At 40.3% G+C, this 20,629-nt stretch carries 14 protein-coding genes; 9 read left to right on the top strand and 5 right to left on the bottom strand.

Annotated features, from left to right (window positions below):
* Positions 1–41: 41 nt before the first annotated feature.
* Positions 42–635, bottom strand: coding sequence for a hypothetical protein (locus tag WG954_RS19745; protein WP_340438676.1), 594 nt, complete (start codon positions 633–635; stop codon positions 42–44).
* Positions 636–709: 74 nt separating this feature from the next.
* On the opposite strand from WG954_RS19745, the gene WG954_RS19740 reads away from it, so the two are divergent.
* The 9 genes from WG954_RS19740 to WG954_RS19700 all read left to right on the top strand — a co-directional run bounded on the left by WG954_RS19740 (position 710) and on the right by WG954_RS19700 (position 8,102).
* On the top strand, positions 710–1,177 hold the full coding sequence (locus tag WG954_RS19740) for a nuclear transport factor 2 family protein (protein ID WP_340438675.1): 468 nt from the start codon (positions 710–712) through the stop codon (positions 1,175–1,177).
* A gap of 85 nt (positions 1,178–1,262) precedes the next feature.
* The gene (gene rpsO, locus WG954_RS19735) at positions 1,263–1,535 is read left to right on the top strand and encodes a 30S ribosomal protein S15 (RefSeq protein WP_340438673.1); all 273 of its coding nucleotides are present in this window, start codon (positions 1,263–1,265) and stop codon (positions 1,533–1,535) included.
* A gap of 159 nt (positions 1,536–1,694) precedes the next feature.
* On the top strand, positions 1,695–3,872 hold the full coding sequence (pnp, locus tag WG954_RS19730) for a polyribonucleotide nucleotidyltransferase (protein ID WP_340438671.1): 2,178 nt from the start codon (positions 1,695–1,697) through the stop codon (positions 3,870–3,872).
* An 89-nt stretch (positions 3,873–3,961) separates the two neighbouring features.
* Complete coding sequence (gene prmA, locus WG954_RS19725) at positions 3,962–4,780, top strand: 50S ribosomal protein L11 methyltransferase (protein WP_340438670.1); 819 nt, start codon at positions 3,962–3,964, stop codon at positions 4,778–4,780.
* 1 nt (position 4,781) lies between these two features.
* Positions 4,782–5,408: a glycerol-3-phosphate 1-O-acyltransferase PlsY gene (gene plsY, locus WG954_RS19720; protein ID WP_340438669.1), complete on the top strand. Its 627-nt coding sequence runs from the start codon at positions 4,782–4,784 to the stop codon at positions 5,406–5,408.
* A 75-nt stretch (positions 5,409–5,483) separates the two neighbouring features.
* Positions 5,484–6,296 carry a M48 family metallopeptidase gene (locus WG954_RS19715; RefSeq protein WP_340438667.1) on the top strand — a complete coding sequence of 271 codons (813 nt, stop codon included), beginning with the start codon at positions 5,484–5,486 and terminating at the stop codon, positions 6,294–6,296.
* A 153-nt stretch (positions 6,297–6,449) separates the two neighbouring features.
* On the top strand, positions 6,450–6,896 hold the full coding sequence (locus tag WG954_RS19710; protein ID WP_182801480.1) for a hypothetical protein: 447 nt from the start codon (positions 6,450–6,452) through the stop codon (positions 6,894–6,896).
* Positions 6,897–6,952: 56 nt separating this feature from the next.
* Positions 6,953–7,474, top strand: coding sequence for a class IV adenylate cyclase (gene cyaB, locus WG954_RS19705; protein ID WP_340438665.1), 522 nt, complete (start codon positions 6,953–6,955; stop codon positions 7,472–7,474).
* A 13-nt stretch (positions 7,475–7,487) separates the two neighbouring features.
* A complete protein-coding gene (locus WG954_RS19700) occupies positions 7,488–8,102 on the top strand; it encodes a phosphatase PAP2 family protein (RefSeq protein ID WP_340438664.1) in 615 nt (204 codons plus the stop codon).
* Here the strand turns inward: WG954_RS19700 and dnaG are convergent.
* The 4 genes from dnaG to WG954_RS19680 all read right to left on the bottom strand — a co-directional run bounded on the left by dnaG (position 8,099) and on the right by WG954_RS19680 (position 20,496).
* Entirely contained in the window at positions 8,099–10,036 is a 1,938-nt protein-coding gene (gene dnaG, locus WG954_RS19695; RefSeq protein ID WP_340438662.1) for a DNA primase, read from the bottom strand. The two genes, WG954_RS19700 and dnaG, sit on opposite strands and share 4 nt — an antisense overlap.
* A 109-nt stretch (positions 10,037–10,145) precedes the next feature.
* On the bottom strand, positions 10,146–17,099 hold the full coding sequence (locus WG954_RS19690) for an FG-GAP-like repeat-containing protein (RefSeq protein WP_340438660.1): 6,954 nt from the start codon (positions 17,097–17,099) through the stop codon (positions 10,146–10,148).
* A gap of 20 nt (positions 17,100–17,119) precedes the next feature.
* Positions 17,120–17,548 carry a hypothetical protein gene (locus WG954_RS19685; protein WP_340438658.1) on the bottom strand — a complete coding sequence of 143 codons (429 nt, stop codon included), beginning with the start codon at positions 17,546–17,548 and terminating at the stop codon, positions 17,120–17,122.
* 317 nt (positions 17,549–17,865) lie between these two features.
* Positions 17,866–20,496, bottom strand: a complete 2,631-nt coding sequence (locus WG954_RS19680) for a sialidase family protein (RefSeq protein ID WP_340438656.1) — start codon at positions 20,494–20,496, stop codon at positions 17,866–17,868.
* Positions 20,497–20,629: the final 133 nt, after the last annotated feature.

Below are 20,629 nucleotides of genomic sequence, written 5' to 3'. Positions count from 1 at the left end.
CTTTGGTTTGGCGCAAATTAATGAAATAGAATGTTCAATCATTATTTAGATTTCCTGCCAAGCCATAACCCGATAGAAATGTCGCCGATCAATGTGAATTCATTGTTTGCAAACGGCGTATATAGGCTTGGTCCAACACTGCAATCAATACTGAAACGATTTTTGTAATTGCGTTGTATTCCCCAAACAATTCCAAGATTGGGCATATGTAAAGCTCGTTTGATTGAATAATTTCTCGGGCCGCCTAGTGATTCCATAAATGAGTCGCCATATCTATAAGTAATACCTGAATATTCATATTTGGCAACAAATGAAATATAGTTGGCAGAATTACGTGCAGTATTTTTTTCTTTTTGCTCACGCAAAGCGAAATTGTAATAGTAGCGAAGCTGACTTGCCACTAAACCAGTTGGTGCTAACGAATATGATGAACCAAATGATGAAGACGTTGAGAAAGACCAGCCAATTATAAATGCAGCTCTCCCTTTTATAGTAAACTTATTTGATACAGGATGCTCATAACTAATGCCGGGCGAAATGATGGTTACTGTTGCAAGTTTGCCGGTATTACGATTTTCCTGAGATGCGGCTTCAAAGCAGATGAGTAAGAGTAGTAAACTGTAGAAGTGGTGCATCGGTTTTTTTTTGCGTGAAAGATAAATAAAGAAAGAATAGCGAAATTTTGCAATTGAATTTCTACCTTGAATGGATGAATATTATCGAAACATTTTACTCAGCTTTTGGCCGTGGTGATGGACAAACGATGGCAGCCTGTTACCATCCCGAAGCCGAGTTTACCGACGAGGTATTTGTAGGCCTGAAGGGAAAAGAAGTGCCTGCCATGTGGCAGATGCTTATTGAAAGAAGCAAGGGGGAGATGGAAATTACCTACAGTCATGCGCAGGCAAATGAGCAAACAGGTAGTGCAGATTGGGTGGCTATGTACATTTTTTCAACCACGGGCCGGAGGGTCATCAACCGTATTCACGCTGAATTTCAGTTTAAAGATGGAAAGATCTACCGCCATACAGACAGTTTCGATCTGCATAAATGGGCTGGTCAGGCCATGGGCTTAAAAGGGAAATTGCTGGGGGGCACCTCATTTTTCAGGAAAAAAGTACAAAAAACTGCCCGGGAAGGCCTCACTCGCTACCTTTCTAGGAATTTTTCAGCTTGAGATTTACCAATTTTACAGACTTTTCCCCTACCTTTGCCGCCAATTTATAGATGAAAAATTTGGATGTCAATTAAAAAAATCTGAGATGTCAGCAATTACAAAAGAAAAAAAAGCAAGCATTTTTGCAAAGTACGGTGGATCAGAAAAAAACACTGGTTCTATTGAAGGACAGATCGCTCTTCTTACTGAGCGTATTAACCACATCGCCACTCACCAGAAAGAGAACAAAAAAGATTTCTCTACTAACCGTGGTTTGATGAAACTGGTAGGTGAGCGCAAAAGCTTACTCAGTTACCTGAGCAAAACAAACCTCCAGGGTTACCGTGCACTTATTGAGAAACTCGGACTCCGTAAATAATTACGGATATGTAAATAAATCATTATTCCCAACACATTTAATGCGGTTGGGAATTTTGTTTTTCTTACAGGTTTCTCCCTTCAATTAAATTTATCACAGAATTGCCTGTACGGCTTTCTTCCCGCCTGCCTGCTTGTCAATTCACAAACAACATGTTCTATGTTATCACAACCTATCAGTAAGTCATTCGATCTGGGTGGTGGCCGAATTGTTACCATTGAAACCGGTAAGCTTGCCCGCCAGGCCGATGGTGCTGTAACTGTTCGCCAAGGCAACTGTATTATCCTTGCAACAGTTGTAGCCAATAAAGAACCGAGAGAAGGCCAGGATTTCTTCCCATTGTCAGTAGACTACCAGGAAAAATTCGCTTCTGCCGGTCGTATACCCGGTTCATTTTTTAAGCGTGAAGCAAGATTAAACGATTATGAAGTTCTTACCAGTCGTTTGATCGACCGTGCTTTACGTCCGTTATTTCCCGAAGATTATTTATGCGATGTACAGGTGTTGATAAGCCTTGTTTCATCTGATGCAGAGGTTATGCCTGATGCGTTAGCTTGTTTGGCTGCATCTGCAGCATTGGCTGTTTCAGATATTCCTATCAAAGAAATTATTTCTGAAGTACGCATTGCAAATGTTGATGGAGAAATGGTCATCAACCCAACACGTTCACAATTAGCAAGAGCAACTTCTGAATTCATCATTGCAGCTACAGAAAAGAACCTGATGATGGTGGAAGGTGAAGCAAAAGAATGCAGTGAAGAAGATCTCGTTAACGCATTGCAAATGGCACATGATGCTATCCGCATTCAGATTAAAGCACAGGCTGAATTAAGAGATGCAAAAGGTGTTACCGGTAAGCGTGAGTACAAAAAACCTGAAGGTAATGAAGAAATTAACCAGAAGGTGATCGCTTTTGCAAAAGAAAAGATATATGCTATTTCAAAGGCTGGTAGTGCTAAGAATGAACGCAGTGAGGCCTACAGCAAACTGAAAGAAGAATTAGTTGCCAGTCTTGGTGAAGAAGCAACAGATCTTGAGAAAAAATTAGCCAAGAAATATTATGAAGATCTGAAGTGGGAAGTGGTGCGTGACATGATCCTTGAAGATCGTGTACGTTTGGATGGTCGTAAGTTAGATCAGGTGCGTCCGCTTGCAATGGAAATTGAACCATTACCAACTCCACACGGTTCTGCTTTGTTTACACGTGGTGAAACACAATCCTTAACAACAGTAACGTTAGGCACTAAGCTTGATGAATTGTTGGTGGAGAGTGCTGCTAACAGTAACTATTCAAAATTTTTCCTGCATTATAATTTCCCTCCATTCTCAACAGGTGAAGTGAAAATGATGCGTGGTGCCGGTCGTCGTGAAATTGGTCACGGTATGCTTGCACAACGTTCATTAAAACAAATGATGCCGGGTAGCGAATATCCATACACAGTTCGTGTAGTGAGTGATATTCTTGAATCAAACGGTTCATCTTCTATGGCAACTGTTTGTGCGGGTTCATTGGCGTTGATGGATGCAGGTGTGCCAGTGCAAAAACACGTGAGTGGTGTTGCAATGGGATTGATTACACGTGGCGATGGTAAGTATGCAATTTTAACTGATATCCTTGGTGATGAAGATCATCTCGGAGATATGGATTTTAAAGTAACCGGTACACGTGAAGGTATTTGCGGTGTGCAGATGGATATTAAAGTAGATGGTTTAAGCATGGATGTAATGCGTGAAGCATTGAACCAGGCAAAAGCAGGTCGCTTACACATTCTTGATGCGATGTATGAATGCATAGCCGAAGCCCGTCCTGAGGTGAAACCACATGCACCACGTATGGAGAAACTGATCATCGATAAAGAATTTATTGGTGCAGTTATCGGACCCGGTGGTAAAGTGATCCAGGAAATTCAGCGTGAAACAGGAACGACAATTACAATTGAAGAAGTAGGAAACTACGGTGAAGTAAGTATCTTCTCACAAGAGAAAACAGGTTTGGATAAAGCTGTGGCTTGGGTGAAAGGTATTGTAATGGTTCCTGAAGTAGGTGCTGTATATGAAGCAACCGTAAAAGGAATTAAAGAGTTCGGCGCCTTTGTAGAATTCCTGCCTAAGAAAGAAGGTTTATTACACATCAGTGAAATAAGCTGGAAACGTTTAGACAGTATGGAGGGTGTACTGAATGTTGGTGATGTTGTGAAAGTAAAATTGATTGGTTTAGATCCTCGTACCGGTAAGTTTAAACTTAGCCGCAAAGCGTTGATGCCAAAACCAGATGCAGCACCACGCCCGCAGGTTCAGCCAAAGCAGGATGAGAGTAATGGCGAAGAGCGTCTTTAATTTCATTTAAATAAATGACCTTTACAGTCCCGCTGAAAAGCGGGACTTTTTTTATTACAAGGTATACCATACCTGCACCGCATTTTATTATGAATAATTATATCAAGATAACACTGTCTGTTGCAAACGAAGAACAACAGGAAATCCTGCTTGCACTGTTAAGCGAAGAAGGATATGATGGTTTTGAAGAAACTGGAAACGAACTGAACGCATACATCAATGAAGATATTTACGACGAGAAACAATTGAATGACTTGTTACAACCTTACGGGGTGGAGTATACGAAGGAGCTGATTGCCCCCAAAAACTGGAATGCAGAATGGGAGAGTAGCTATGAGCCTGTTATTGTTGATGAGTTTGTTGCTGTGCGTGCACACTTTCACCAACCTGTTACAACAGTGCAACATCAAATTGTGATCACACCAAAGATGAGTTTTGGTACGGGCCATCATGCAACAACCTGGCAGGTGATGAAACTGATGCAGGCGATTGATTTCAGCAACAAATCTGTTTTTGATTTTGGATCCGGTACAGCCGTGCTGGCTATCCTTGCAGAAAAATTAGGCGCATCATCGGTGCTTGCCGTTGATAACGATGATTGGTGCATTGAAAACTCAATTGAAAACGTTGAAACCAATCTTTGCAAAAACATTACCGTACAAAAAGCTGATGTTCCATCAACACAACAATTCGATATTATACTGGCTAACATCAATCGTCATATTTTATTACAGTACATGGGCACCATGGCTGCATCACTCAGCAACGGAGGTCTTATCATCATCAGTGGATTTTATAAAGAAGAAAATCAATTACTCATTGATGCTGCAAATGCTCATCACTTGAATTTGATTACATCATCCGATCGCAATAACTGGAGTGCTTTGTTATTTCAGAAAGTAAGCTAAGATGAATTTATTCGTGCTCATCATATCAGCTTATCTCATCGGATCAATTCCTACTGCTTACTGGATCGGTAAACTTTTTTTTAATATCGACATCCGTGAACATGGCAGTAGGAACATGGGTGCATCTAATACATTTCGTGTGCTTGGTTCTGTTTGGGGTATTATTGTATTGGCGATCGATATGGGAAAAGGTATAGCAGCTGTGCAACTTGCACATGCTGTTAACCCGTCTGATTGGTTAAGTAGTGAACACACATTCTGGAAATTGATATTCGGCCTGGTTGCAGTAGCGGGGCATATATTCCCCGTATTTGCAGGCTTCAGGGGTGGTAAGGGGGTTGCAACTTTGTTTGGCGTGGTATTAGCAATACAGCCTTGGACGGCACTTATTAGCATTGGTGCATTTGTATTGGTTGTGTTTTTAACAAAGTATATTTCACTTGGCTCTATCATTGCCGTTTTAGTGTTTGCAGCCTGCGTGTGGTTTGCAGTAAAAGAAACGAATATATATATGCGTTGGTTTTCAGTGATTGCAGCGTTTCTTGTAATTGTAATGCATCGTTCGAATATTAAACGGTTAATTGCCGGGACTGAAAACAAATTCAAAGGGTTGCGTAAGAAGAAATAATCTTAACGTTCTTTGCAAACTATCAGTTTTAAACTTGGTACGTAAATTGAAATCAATAAGAAAAATAAGCACAAGATGAAAAAGATATTAAGCTCATTTATCGTAGTAGCGGCCCTGATGGTTGGTTGTGCCAAAAACCAGATCACAGGTCGTAATCAACTAAAGTTATTACCTGAGAGTGATCTGCAGGCAATGGCAACCCAGCAGTACCAACAATTTCTAGCTCAAAGTAAGGTAGTGCCGGTAAGTGTAAACAAAGATGCCGAAATGGTGCGTCGTGTTGGTACACGTATAGCATCAGCAATTACAAGGTATTTACAAGATCAGGGCAAAGCAGACATTCTGGATGGCTATAAATGGGAGTTTAACCTCATCGACAATAAGGAAGTAAACGCATGGTGTATGCCCGGTGGTAAAGTGGTAGCGTATACAGGGTTGTTGCCTGTTACACAAAATGAGGCGGCTTTGGCCGTGGTAATGGGTCACGAAATTGCGCATGCTATTGCTTTGCATGGTAATGAGCGTATGAGCCAGGGCTTGGTACAACAGTTGGGCGGTGTTGCGTTACAGGTTGCAGTTGCAAACAAGCCGGCTGAAACGCAAAACCTTTTTATGACGGCATATGGTATTGGTTCAACTGTAGGGGGTACATTGCCATTCTCACGTAAACAGGAGTTGGAAGCTGATCAGTTTGGATTGCGTTTTGCAGCCATGGCCGGTTACAACCCACAAGAGGCAATTCCTTTCTGGCAACGTATGGCAAGGGCAGGTGGTGGACAGAAACCGCCTGAGATCTTAAGTACTCACCCTTCAGATGAAACACGTATTACTAAAATGCAGCAATATGTAAAAGAAGCCATGCCTTATTACAAACCAATAGGTAAATAATTGATTTATAAGTTATTGATTTAAAAAGCCTGACCTTATAGTCAGGCTTTTTAAATGCCCTCCTTTTAAAAATTTTAGCTAACGACCCTTAGAAATGGTAAAAAAGGTTTACCTTTGCCCTCCACTTTAGTTCTCATCAAAATTTACATTGGCATGTCTATTTCTCTCTTGGAAAAACTCCAATTGAACGAAGAAAAGAACTTATTAATCCAGGGGTTACCCTCTTCAATCGAAAAGCAATTTGTTAAGTTATCATTCGCCAAGAATGTTACTCCGTTGCTGCGTAGTAAGAAGATCGATTTCGCCCTGATCTTTGCGGTAAATCAGAATCAATTAAACGGAATCTTAAAGGAAGTGTTACCTGCGTTGGCTCCTAATGCCAAATTTTGGGTAGCTTATCCTAAATCTGCTTCTAAAATTGTGAGCGATTTAAACCGTGACGGAAGCTGGCAGTTTGTTTGCCAGTGCGGATTTGAAACTTCAGAAGAAGTAGTGTTGGATCATGTTTGGACAGCAATGCGTTTTGAACACGCAATTGCGTTAGCTCCAAAACCAACCAGAACAAACAGAACTTCAAGGTTAACTCCAGCTGAAGCTTAAATCCGGTTCACCAACTAATTACACTAGCCGTCTGCAAAGGCGGCTTTTTAGTTTACATGAGTCATCAGAATATCGAAATAAAAGCACGCTGCTCCAACGCTACTTCAATTCGTAATTACCTGCAACAGCAAAATGCAAGGTTTATAGGTGTGGATAATCAATCAGACACTTATTTTAATACAGCCAATGGACGATTGAAAATGAGGCAAGGGCCTATAGAAAACGCACTCATTTACTACAATCGTGAAAACAAGGCCGGACCTAAATTGAGCGAGGTGAAATTATTACCGCTTGATAACAATGCTGATCTCCTGAAACAGATATTAACAAAAGCTCACGGCGTAAAAGTAGTAGTGAAGAAGAAACGTGAGATCTATTTTATCGACAATGTGAAATTTCATATTGATGAAGTGGAAGGGCTTGGCAGTTTTGTAGAAATTGAAGCCATTGATAAGGACGGCAGTCTTGGTCTTGAGAGAATAAAAGAACAATGCTATTTTTATTTGCAGCAATTTGAAATAGGAGAGGATGATCTTTTAACGCATTCTTACAGTGATCTGTTGATGAATCAGTCTTAGTTTTGTAATAGGTATGAACTGGAAATACAATCATCCCGTACGCAATCTTTTTACATATGCAACACTCTTGCTGCTGATTGTTGGCGGGGCTGCTTTATTCTATTGGAATAAAGAACAGATTTTTTTGACGCTCAACAACCGCCATACAGATGTGGCTGATGTTATGTTGAAATACTTCACTTACATAGGCGATGGTATTTTTATGGTTGCGCTTGCTGTTATTTTATTTCTTGTTGGTAAGCGAAAATTGGGATTGCTTCTTGTATTGTCTTTCTTAATAAGTGGGTTACTGGCACAAACAATTAAACGTATTGAACAAAGACCGAGACCCGGTGCCTATTTCAAACAACCCGAACGTATCCATCGTGTAGATGATAAATTGCTGAAAGGAAATAATAGTTTCCCAAGCGGCCATACAACAACTGCTTTTGCAACTTTCAGTTTACTCGCTTTTGCTTCACGAAATAAAGTTGTACAACTTTTCTTTTTTGCAGTAGCAGTGCTTGTTGGCTATTCCCGTATTTATGTAGGTGCGCATTTTGCCGAAGATGTATTGGCAGGTGCAGCTTTAGGATTTATCAGCTCGTATTTTTTATGTTGGCTGCTGCGAAAGAAAGAATGGGATTAACGGAAGATCACTGTACCCATTACTTTGGTGAGTTCCATTTCAAGTTGTTTCAGATGCTGATGTGTTTTAATGAGTGTTACTAATTCATCAGAAGTATGCTCCCGTTCCATGTCACGCTGGTTTTCATCCATCATCTTTTTGATCTTACGCAACTTTAAGTAAGTGAGGATCGATTGCATTTCTTGCAGGTACAACTCATCTTTCGTAGGAAATGGTTTTTCATAAATGCGAATCCAGTTTGGACTTAACTCTTCTGTAAAATCAGCCAACGACACCACATGCTTACTCACCGTTTGATCTTCATGAAACAGAAAACCTTTCATGGTTGGTTCACTACCGGCATTGTATAACTGCCGGTACAATTCAACCAGGTTCAGCAAATCGGGATGTTCTACCATACCCCATTCATCAATTTCAGCCAATGTATGCGCTGCCAAAGTTGTTTCTTCATCCCACGGCAATAAACCAAACTCAAGCAGGCAACGCACCAATGCACGTTCATGCACTTCATCGGTATTGAACAGTTGAAGTGTTGGATCTTCATAATTATCAGTTGATGGAAAGTCAGGAAGCTGCTCTTCATCACGGATGTTTTTCGCTTCCAGCTTTGTCATCCGTTCACGAATGAACTTATTTACCAATGAATGCAAACCTGCTTCATCGATACGTAATAGCTCTGCACTTTTATGAATATAATCCTGCTGACGGGTAAAATCTTCAACCTTATTAATCCTGCTGATACTTTCTGCAATGGTATTTACGGCTGCTGCTTTCTTTGTTGTATCATTTCCTGCATCTTTCAGCATCACTTCCAGCTGAAAGAGAATAACATCTTTTTTATTCTGTTTGATGAAGTCAATAAAACCTGAAGCACCAACTTTATTGACATAACTGTCAGGATCTTCTTTATCGGGGATCAATACAAGATGAACGTTCAATCCTTCTTCCAATGCAAGATCCAAACCACGCATGGCTGCTTTTACACCGGCAGCATCTCCATCATATAAGATCGTAAGATTGTTACTGTATTTTTTGATCAATCGTAATTGATCAGGCGTTAATGAAGTACCACCACTTGCCACAACATTTTCAATACCTGCCTGGTGAAGCGAGATCACATCAGTATAACCTTCAACCAATAAACATTCATCGTTCTTATCAATCGACTGCCGTGCAAAATAAGTACCGTAAAGTATTTTACTCTTGATATAAACTTCATTCTCCGGGGTGTTAATGTACTTCGGCGCATTTTCTTTTTTACCAATGATACGTGCACCAAAGCCAATGATCTTTCCGGTGTTGTTGTGAACAGGAAAAATGATCCGCTCACGGTAATTATCCATCAACTCACCATTGCGTTCGGCAACAATACCTGTTTTGGTGAGCAGCTCTGCATTGTATTGTTGTTTCAATGCTTCGCTTGTAAATGCATCACGTTGGCGTGGAGAATAACCGAGTTGAAATTTCTGAATGATATCTTCCCTGAAACCACGTTCTTTCAAATAACTCAATGCAACAGCTTGTCCTTCTTCTGTATCAAACAACTGCTTACTGAAAAACTGTTGCGCAAAAGAGTTGATGATGTAAAGGCTGTCTGCTGTTTGGCGTTGTTCTTTTACTTCAGGAGAGGAATAAGTTTCTTCAACCGTTACGTTGTACTTAGCTGCAAGAAATTTTAATGCATCAACATAACTGTACTTCTCATGCTCCATTAAAAAGCTCACGGCATTACCACTCTTGCCGCAACCAAAGCATTTATATAGTTCTTTGGCGGGAGAAACCGTAAACGAAGGGCTCTTCTCATTATGAAAGGGGCAGAGGCCGAGATAATTGGCGCCACGCTTCTTTAGTTTCACGAAACCGCCCACTATTTCCACAATATCAATGCGGCTTAAGATCTGTTGTATGGTATCTTGTGAAATCAACGGAGGCAAATTACAACTTTTGGGTTTCAATCAACAAAAACCTGTTCCTCAGTAAACTAACAGGAACTAAAAAGCCATCTTTTAAAAGATGGCCTTTTAGTTTGGATTATGGGAGTGATTAAAGTTTTACCAGCTTAACTGATTTCAGATCTTTCCCCTGTTGAATCTGTACAATATAAATACCACTGATCCAACTGCTACCAAGTATGTAATTTTGGTTAGCCATTCCTTTTGTGTGTTCAATGAGGGCGCCATTACCGTTGTAAACCTTAATGTAAACCTCTTCTTTGTTATTTCCTTCTACAAGCAAATTAAAGTGACTGGTTGATGGATTTGGAAGGGCCTTCACTGCAAATGGTCGTAGGATTACATTTGCTGTAACTTCGGGAGCGATTCTCTGACCGGGAGCAGGGCTTGCCGGATTCCGAACCTGTATTTTACCACCATTTAGCGTTTGATGTACTGTTTTTCCCGATGACCAATTGCTTGAGAATAATAATCCAATACTTCCGGAACCTGAAAGTTGAACACTGATGCGGTCCAATGCACCTGTTGTTACAGTTGTCGATTCCCATCCAATCAATGTAAGACTGTAATTACCTCCCAGATCAATTGGATTTAAAGGGTCAGTAATATCTTTGAGATTTGCTTTGGTGCCGATCGTTGCTCTCCTGAATTTGATGTTTGTTCCGGTTGCAGAGCTTCCGGCATCATTTACATTTTCAACCACCAGTGAGTTGATCGCATTGCTCTTGATCTGGTAAATCCGTTGTACACCATTAACCATTTTTCTGTACACCACATTAACACGACCCTGGAGATTTTTGCCACTGGAATTCCAACGCATCACAAATCCGAAGTTCATTCGTTTGCCAATTGTTCCGGCATAGGTTCCTGCTGAGTTATTACCGAATACAATGTAACCGCCGCCCGTAACAAAATCCTGTCCGGGCAATCCTAATGTTACAGGAGTATAGGTGTCGCTATTACCACAATAGTAATTATTAAGCCCCGACCACACTTCATACACTTTGCCTCCATTGGTAATATCCGTATTTGATAATACATCATTAAAACTGGTGGTTACAAAACCTTCCTGTTTATTATCAGGATTTACAAGCCCCACAGGAATGTTTGCAGTACCTAAAACTGAACCATTGATTGAGTTATTCCAGAATGTTGCTGTTGCATTTCGTATATCACCTCTTGCGCCGGTTGGAGCATCATTTCTGTCCACAACATAATTGGATAATACTACTGTACCACTATTCGTGTTTGGACTTACTGTAAAGTAGGTTTGCCCGTTGTAAGTGATATCAGCATCTTCACAGGTTACAGATAATGGTGCGGTTGGGTTTGTAACAATATAATCAGGATCGGTTCCGCTAAAATGCGCCGTTACAACTTTAGCGCCTGGTTTCAACGGGCCGTTTGTTGCATTTAACGGGTCGTTCAGATTAGCATCATACAACTGATCTTCCAGTAATGCAGTTGTTAAAGTAGCTGTACCATTCACCACATTTGCTGTACCGAGTACAAACGTACCGATCTTAAATGTAACTGTGCCACCAATATCTCCTGCACCAGCACAATTGTAGGGGGTAACGGTTGCTGTAAGTGTAACCTTATCGCTGTACTGCTGACTGGATGGAGTTACAGTTAAAGTAGTAGTAGTTGTTATTTTATCAACATCAACATTTACAACACAACTTGCAGATGGGTTGCCACATGCATCCGTAGCTATCCATGTAATGGTATTTAAGCCAAAGCTTAATTCAACTCCCGCAAGTGATCCTGTTCCTGTTACGGTTGTGCTGCTGTGTTCATTGATAATACTATAGCTCATTGTTACGCCAGAACAATTATCACTACCTCCAGCATCGAACTCAGTACCCGAAATCTTATAGGTACATAAACCATTATTAGTGTTTTTGATGAAGGTAGTGCCGTTGCCGGGGCAGGTAGTGATTACAGGAATTGTGTTATCCGTAACTGTAAACACATGATCAACGGTTTTGGTATTACCTGCCGCATCGGTAATTGTGTATGTTCTTGTGATGCTACCGCTACAATTATTGGCAACTAATGCTCCATCAGCAGAACTTACCAACAGGTTGGCTTGCCCTGTACAATTATCTGTTGCTGTTGCACCGGTTAATGCAAGGAACTCTGTTATTGTTGTTGCTGCTGCAGGAAGATCTCCGCTGCATTCAAGATCAACAGTTGATGGAGCTGTTACAGCAGGTGCTTCTTTATCTTCAACAATTACATTGAATGTGCAGGTTGATGTGTTACCTGCTGCATCTGTTGCTGTATTGGTTACTGTCGTTGTTCCTACAGGGAAATTAAATCCTGAAGGATGACTGGACACAATGGAAACTCCTGTACCGCTTAATGTAAGTGTTACTGCATTCCATCCATGGAAGGTTTGGTTTTGCCCAATGCTGGATCTTAAACGCACACGGTCAACCAGCTGAGTTGGGAAACTTATCTCAAAACCAGAGAAAGAAAACTGTGCACCACTTGCTAATGGCTTTTCAAAAACCTGTATCCATGTATTTGTACTTACATTATGAATATCAACATAAATACTCAATGCGCCTCCGTGCGAATGAGCATATCCACTGGTTGTAAATGTAAGCTTACTGGCAGTTACAGCGGGGCTGAACAAACTTGATGTTGCGTTATTAAAATCGCTGTTGGTTATATCTCCTGTAATAGTTGTTACACTTGCACTACCAGATCCGGAGCAATTATCAGTTGCCGTAATACTAAAATTTACAACCTGGCTGCATAGACCCGCAGCATTAGTAACAGTAATATCAGACGGGCAGGAAGTAAAAGTTGGCTGTGTAACATCTTTACCTGTAAGTGCGACTGTACATTGTGTTGTATTACCATTACCATCATCAGCAGTAATCACTACATTATGATTTTGATTGTGTGATGATGATAAAGCTGAACCAGCAACAGGACTTTGGGTAAACGTTACTGTGCCGCAATTATCATTACCTGTTAAATCGGTAACCAAATCCGGAACAACCAACTGACAGGTTGCATTAAGATTTATGTTTTGGGGAGCAGGGCATGTGAAGGTTGGATCTGTAACATCTTTGCCTGTTACCACAACAGTGCATTGTGTTGTATTGCCATTACCATCATCAGCAGTAATCACCACATTATGATTTTGATTGTGTGATGATGATAATGCTGTTCCTGCAAGAGGGCTTTGTGTAAACGTTACTGTTCCGCAATTGTCATTGCCTGTTAAACCAGTAATCAAATCCGGAACAACCAACTGACAGGTTGTATTGAGATTGATATTTTGTGCAACCGGGCAGGTGAATGTTGGTGATGTAACATCTTTGCCTGTTACCACTACAGTGCACTGTGTCGTATTTCCATTACCATCATCAGCAGTAATCACCACGTTATGCGTTTGATTGTGTGACGAAGACAAGGCAGTTCCTGCAACCGGGCTTTGTGTAAACGTAACAGTACCACAATTATCACTACCAATTAAATTGGTAACCAAATCAGGAACAACTAACTGACAGGTTGCATTGAGACTTACATTTTGTGCAACAGGGCAGGTGAAAGTTGGTTCCGTAACATCATTTACTTTGATGGTGAAAGAACAATTAACACTGTTTCCGGAAGGGTCTGTTGCTACTGCTGCAACACTGTGTAATCCTGCAGGAAAAGCCCGGGGCGTGGTAATTTCAACCTGATCAGGTGTATTATAATTTAGATAATATTTAATTGAAGCAGAACAATTATCAGTAGCAGTAGCTGCAAAAGTTACTGTTGCCGTACAGGTATTTGAAAGTGTATTTACTTCAATGTTTGAAGGACATGAAATCTCGGGATCGATATCATCTACCTGTGGTAGAACATTAACCGTTGTTGTACTGCTGCAACCTGCTGCATCAGTAATTGTATAGTTGTAGGTTCCCGGTGGTACTACAAAGCTTCCTGTTCCTGAGTAGGGTGCAGTGCCACCGGAGCCTGAAATTAAAACAGTGCCATTACCACCATTGCAAACTGAACCTGCTGTTGACCCAAAGAAACTGCCGGCAATGGAAGTAACAATGTTACCTCCCACAGTACTTGTGTGTGGGAATGTATTGTAGTAAACATTCAACGGCAAACCGCTGCTCACTTCTTCCAGAATAAACCATGCCTGGAATTTCTTCAACCCGGCAATGGATTTTATGTCAATTAACGGATAGCTGCCTGAAAGACTATTCAAATTGATTAAACCGGCTGTTACAGGATCAATCCAGCCACTGTTCAATGGAGTATTACTATGGAGGCCGCTGTACGGTTGTAATTGCACACGTAAACGTGTTTGTATGTTTTCAGTACCACTGTTGCCAATCCATACCATATTGGCAGTTGAAATAAATGTGATAATGCCAGTGGCAGAATTATAACTGCTGAAAACCATACTACCTGTTGCATTTTGGCTTGAATGACGTGGATTTGCGATTGGATTTAATGTCCACCATAAACCCGAATATGCAGCATCGTTTATGTTGTTAAAAAACCAGGTACGGCCTCCCGTGTTACCGGCAAGTGATCCCCCGGATGAAAAGGTATAATCAGCAGGGGAGTTAAAGCTGACGCTTGCGGGTGCAGTGTTATAGCTCACATTTGACAATGCCTGCAACTGTGATGGATTAAGTGGTGCACAATCCATAGCATCTGATATTCCATCATTATCATCGTCAGCATCACATGCGTCAGGTGTGCCGTCGTTATCTGTATCAATGCCACCATTAACTGTTATTGTAAAGGTACAGCTCACACTATTGCAACTTGTAGTGGCCGTAGCTGTAACAACAGTTTGGCCAAGAGGGAAACTGCTGCCCGGTGGATGTGAGTAAGTAATAGTTCCATTACCGGTTGCTGTAAAGTTTACAACAGCTGTACATAATCCGGCATCTGCACTTACAAAAATATCATCAGGGCAATCAATTGAAGCGTCTCCTCCATTGATTGTGATATTAGCTCCATTGTTTGCACCTACGATTAATGGTTGGGTGCTAACCACTCTTATGCGGTAAGAATTTCCTGCTGGGGTATTAGCAGGTATAGTAGCAGCAATTGATCCTGATGTATTTGATACTAGTGAACCAATATTAACGGGGCTTGCGAAACTTCCGCTTGCATCACTTAATTGTGCAGTAAATGTATTGGGGGCACAAACTCCGAATGACCCTGTAGCCGTATAAGGAATAGTTACAGATGCTCCACCACAATAGGTAGTAGGGTTAATTGTCGATGTTGAAATTGAGGCTGGAGTAATGGTTTGACAAACTATGTTAAGAGGTGTACTGAAGACCGATCCTGTTGTGGAAGGGTCGGAGCTAACAACACGAACACGGTAGCCACTGCCGGTAGCAATACAAGAAGGAATTGTTCCGGTTATAGTTCCCGAAGTGATGGAAGCAACTGATCCAATATTTATTGGTACTGCAAAACTTCCTGTAGCATCACTTAGTTGTGCTGTAAATACATTGCCTGGATTGGCACCATTACACGGAGCTGTATAGGTTATGGTAACTGAACTGTTACATGTCAAACCGCTTGTTGGGGAAACGGAGTTTGTTACTGGAATAGAACCCAAAGCATTATTACGAAATACATTGAGACGTCTGCTCGAGCACCAGTCACCTGTTAATACGTCATTATTGCCGTCTCCATCAATATCTGCTGTACCTAATGCATATTGACATCCTGTACCTGTAAGTAGCACAGGTGTCGCTCCAAATGTAATTGCGCCGCCACTTGCGGCTGTTGTATTTAATGAACATGCCACCTGGGAGCCACCGCTATAGCAAGCCATTATATCTGGTTTTCCATCAGCATTTAGATCACTGATAGCAACCCGATGATAGCCTATTGAACCAGTATTTATATTTGAATAAACAAAAGCAAAAGTTCCTATAACACTTGTGTTGCGAAAAATTCCAACATTGGCATCTGCAAAAACTACTTCATTTTTTCCATCAGCATTTAAGTCACCAACTGCAATTCTATATCCTCCATTACCTGCAAATGTTACGACTGCTGCAAAATTTATCAAACCTGATGTGGAAGTATTACGACAAACTCTTAATCCACTTCCTCCCATTATAAGATCTATTTTATTATCTCCGTCAAGATCCGAAAGGGCGACCGAATATCCACCTCCCATATTGAAATCTTGTTTAGAGGCAAAGGAAATAACCCCGGGGGTAGAAGTGTTTCTAAAAACTGCTGCTAAAGTGCTGCTGAAATGGCCAACGGCAATATCAGGTTTGCCATCTTGGTCAATATCATTTGCCGCCACCTGATAAGGTGAAGCATTTACATTGAAACTAATGGGTGCTGCAAATGAAAAATTTCCTGGTCCAGATGACGTGTTTCGAAGTATCCGAATTTGGTTTGTCGAATTTACAGCAAAAACAATATCCAGTTTGCCATCACCATCAATATCTGATACAGTACAATTTCTTGCTTCTTGTGTGCCGGCCCCCGATGAAATGGTTATTGCTGAAGAAAGATCAACTACACCTGGAACACTTTGATTTCGTGCAATAACTAAAGCTAATGCGTTTTGAAGTCCTGTTGGGTACAGGACATCAGTTTTACCATCCAGGTCAAAATCACCAAACCAGATACCATATGGCCCATATGAAGGACTGGGTGAATTGTAATCGACCCTTGTATCAACAGTCGATGGGCTGAATGTGGCCGGACAAACACTTATAGGATTGAAGAATTGTGTTGAGTATCCTGTTAATTTACATAATGCATCAGTAACAGATATATAATTAAATGTAGCCCCTAAAGGAACTACAACAGTCAGCTGAGTTGCGCTTGCTGTTACTGCGGTTGCTTTTGATGCTCCAAAATAAATAATATTATTACCGGGGGTAGTATTGAAATTGTTACCATTTATTGTGACAGTCATGCCGGTGGACGCAGAGACTGGTGAAAAACTAGTAACAACAGGGGCCACACATTGTGCAGAAATATAAAATGGTAATAGCAATATGTAGAAGATTGTGAAAAGGGGTCTCATAACAGTAGATTTAGTAATAGTTAATTAGTTGCTTCCATCAGTTCAGCTGTCACAGTCGTCTTATTAAAGTCCCAATTTGGCGGTAAGAGTTTAATAAAAAGAGTGGAGTCTGAGGAACTGCATTCAGCTGATATAGTTTGATTGGGTGCTACATTTTTTGTTTTTTCTTCTGTCACTGCATATCCCAGATATTTAACCGTTACTTTAAACCGTATTTTTTGATTTAATGGCATTTCGTTATAATATTTTAAAAGTAGTTTTTTGTCTTCCCCACATTGAGTAAGTGTATAGTAAATTTCACATTCAGTTCCTGTTTCCAATAAACCAATCCAATTCAACGTATCGGTATGTGATGTATTTTCAACTGTTTTGTTTGTTTCTGAATTAGCTAAAAATGAGCTCGTCAGTATAACAGTCAAAATGATGATTGGCAGGATGTTCTTTCGCATAACATTAGTTTTAATTGGTTTAAAATTTATGATTGGTTTAGACAATACGTTTCCACCATCGCTATAGACAATGTTTTTTCTTGCTTCATTATTTGAGTAGGGAATTTCTTCAGAGGGATGGATAAATAAAACTACCGAGTTGCCATATCATTCGCAACGGGAAAAATACGGTATTTGATTTTACTTGTTCTTTGCGTGTTTTTTTGGCATTGATTACAATGAATTTCGACCTGACTATTTAGTTTTTGTGCTATTTACATTTTACTCTTTTACTCAAACATCAAACTCGAACAATCAATAAAGAAAAAGTATTAGCCTTAATGATTCTTTTCAACAGGAACTGTTGCCAGCAACTTATTCTTATAACTAAATCTGAACAGGTAATATCCTTTTGCAAATTCATTGAGCTTAACCTGCATGTTGTTTTGCTTTGCAGGTACTGGAATTGTTTTAAGAACTGAACCATTAATACCAATGATGGATAATTGAACCGCATGATTAAAATCGTTCTTCACATAACAAACTGGTCCCGCGGGGTTAGGATAAACTTTAATGAGGCTTAGTGATAAGGAAAGATTACTTACTGGAGTAATGATGCTTTCAATTTTAAAATCCCAGATGCCTCTTCCGTAAGTACCATATCGAACGGTATTAAGTGCGGGAACAAATTCAACACAGGTATAATTTGCTGAAAGCGGACAGTAAGCTCCTAACAATGAGTGCCATTTATTTTCTTCTGTTATAAATACATATGGCCCGGCTTCTGTAGCAGCAAAAATCATTGTTTCATCAGCATTATAAGCTAAATCATAAATAGTGGTGGCAGGGAGGCCTGTTATTGCAGATGTAAATGATTGGCCGTGATTTGTTGATCTCCAAAAGGCAGGATTAGAATAACCACTCCCGGCAAAACATACTTTGTTCTTATCCAGTTTTGAAACTAATATACTGGATGGGTATAAAAATGGAGGAGTTGGTCCATTAAACGAAATGGTTTTATTCCAATTCATACCTCTGTTAGTACTATAAAAAAAAGATCCGTCGCCTGTTGCAGCAAAAAGATAATTGGTATCAACGAACGATACTTCGCATGACGTAAGAGGAGAGTTGCCATTTCTTGAATTTGCTTTAAAATCATAATTCAACTGAGTATAGGTAAAGGTTGTATTCGATGCATTCCTCGCCACCCTAATCAGAAAAGAACCCGGAGCATTATTCATATTGCCGCCACCGACCCAAAATGCGTTGTCCGGACTTTCTTTGATTGCCGACACAGGAATTCTCCACGCATAATTTCCTTTATCTGCTCCGGGTATTTGATAAAAGGATGTTCCCGAATACGCACCCCTTGCATTACGAACATAATAAAGATTGCCGCCGACATACTGGGTTAAAACATCTTTTGTATCCGGACTAAAATCGATTTCTGTATAGTCGCCTGAAACAACTTGGGTAAAAGGAATTGTTTGTGTAGTTGCAGTATTTGAAGAATATTGATATCCCTGGTCTTGAGAGCCAGCCCATAAATATTTTGGATCTACTGGGTCTGTTCCAATATCGTAGTACTGGCTGATGTTTAAACCTGATAAGGCAATGTTCGTATTTGTAGCAAAATTATCTATGCTTCTGTAAACGCCTCCGTCGTTACTGCTGATACAAAACCATTCGCCGTTTGCATGCTGGAAATATTGAAAAGTCATAATATCGGCATGGAACTTATTTGGGTTCGAATAATACTCCCCCCAACTATTACAACGAACCCATGAAACTCCGCCATTGATGCTGTAAAACTGATCCACTTCTCCGTAAACAAGCCAATTAGGATTGTGTGGGGCCACATTAAACACCTTAAAACATCCGCTTTCGGTTGGTAAATTACTAATCGCCTGCCAGGTTAATCCATCTGCAGATTTATATAGCTTACGCTTATCGATCAATGCATAGAATACAAGATTACTGGTAGCATCTCGGCTAATACGAAATTCGTAGTTCCTGGTAGTAAATGTTGTAGTAGTGACGTTTGTTGAAGCTGGCAACCCTGTGATATTGCCTCGTTTTGTTAGCACACCTGTTTCATTAACACTGTATGAAGCTTTATTGGCATCAAACAAAAAAACTTCGTTTACTGCCGGAGCTTTTGCTATGGATAAATAAGTTTGACCTGCAATAAAATCTGCAGTAAGGTTTACTTTGTTGAAATTAATCCCACCGTCGTTTGAATAAAACAAATACTGGGGGCCAAAGATGTAACCGGCAGTCATGAAAATAGTTTGTGCGGAATTGTCAACCATAATCAATTTGTCTACATATCCCGACCAGGCGCTGTTAAAGGCCGAACCAGACCATGAGCTGCCATTGTTGCTACTGTAAATAGGGCGATTTGTTGTTGGAGATACAGTCAGAAACCGCTTAACAGTTGCTGTTTTAAAAAGTGTAAGTATTTCGCCATAACCGTGAAGCGGTACACGTTCATTTAACACCTGCCAGTTACTGCCATCCGGTTTTCCCTTCCAAAAATCACGTCCGGCGGAAATACCATATAACATGTCTTCTTCTTTATCATAAACCAATTCAGTAAATCTCCCGGAAAGATTATTACTTCCTCTTTCGTACCAGGTACCCGTTATTTTGCCATTGGCAAATACTTCTGACTGTATCTGTGAAGGTCTGAATACTTCGGAACGCCTTTCGTCTTGTTTTTTTATAATCTGTTCACGGTTTTTATTTTCAATTTCTTTCCAATTAGTACCTGGCGCTGTTGTATGCAAAGCGGCCCAATATTTTTCCCGCATGATACGGAAACTATCTTCATGCTCGAATTTACCACCTGGAGGAGGCATTATTGTTTTTGCAATCGCTGTTTTATTTAAGTCATAATTCCATACACATATAACAAAACAGGCCACTAACCATGTACACAATGAGAAGATGTTGAATCTTTTACTCATGATTATTTTTTGTATGTCTGATGAAACAATGAGATTATGCTATTACTGCAATTGCATATTGTTGTTTGAAAACAAAATTCTCTCTATTTTCAGCTTGCTGCAATAGCCATTTTTGACTATTTTTCTTAATTTA

Source organism: Lacibacter sp. H375 (assembly GCF_037892425.1).
Taxonomy (GTDB): Bacteria; Bacteroidota; Bacteroidia; order Chitinophagales; family Chitinophagaceae; genus Lacibacter.
Note: the sequence above shows the minus strand (reverse complement) of the source record. Positions and strands in the feature narration are given on the sequence as shown.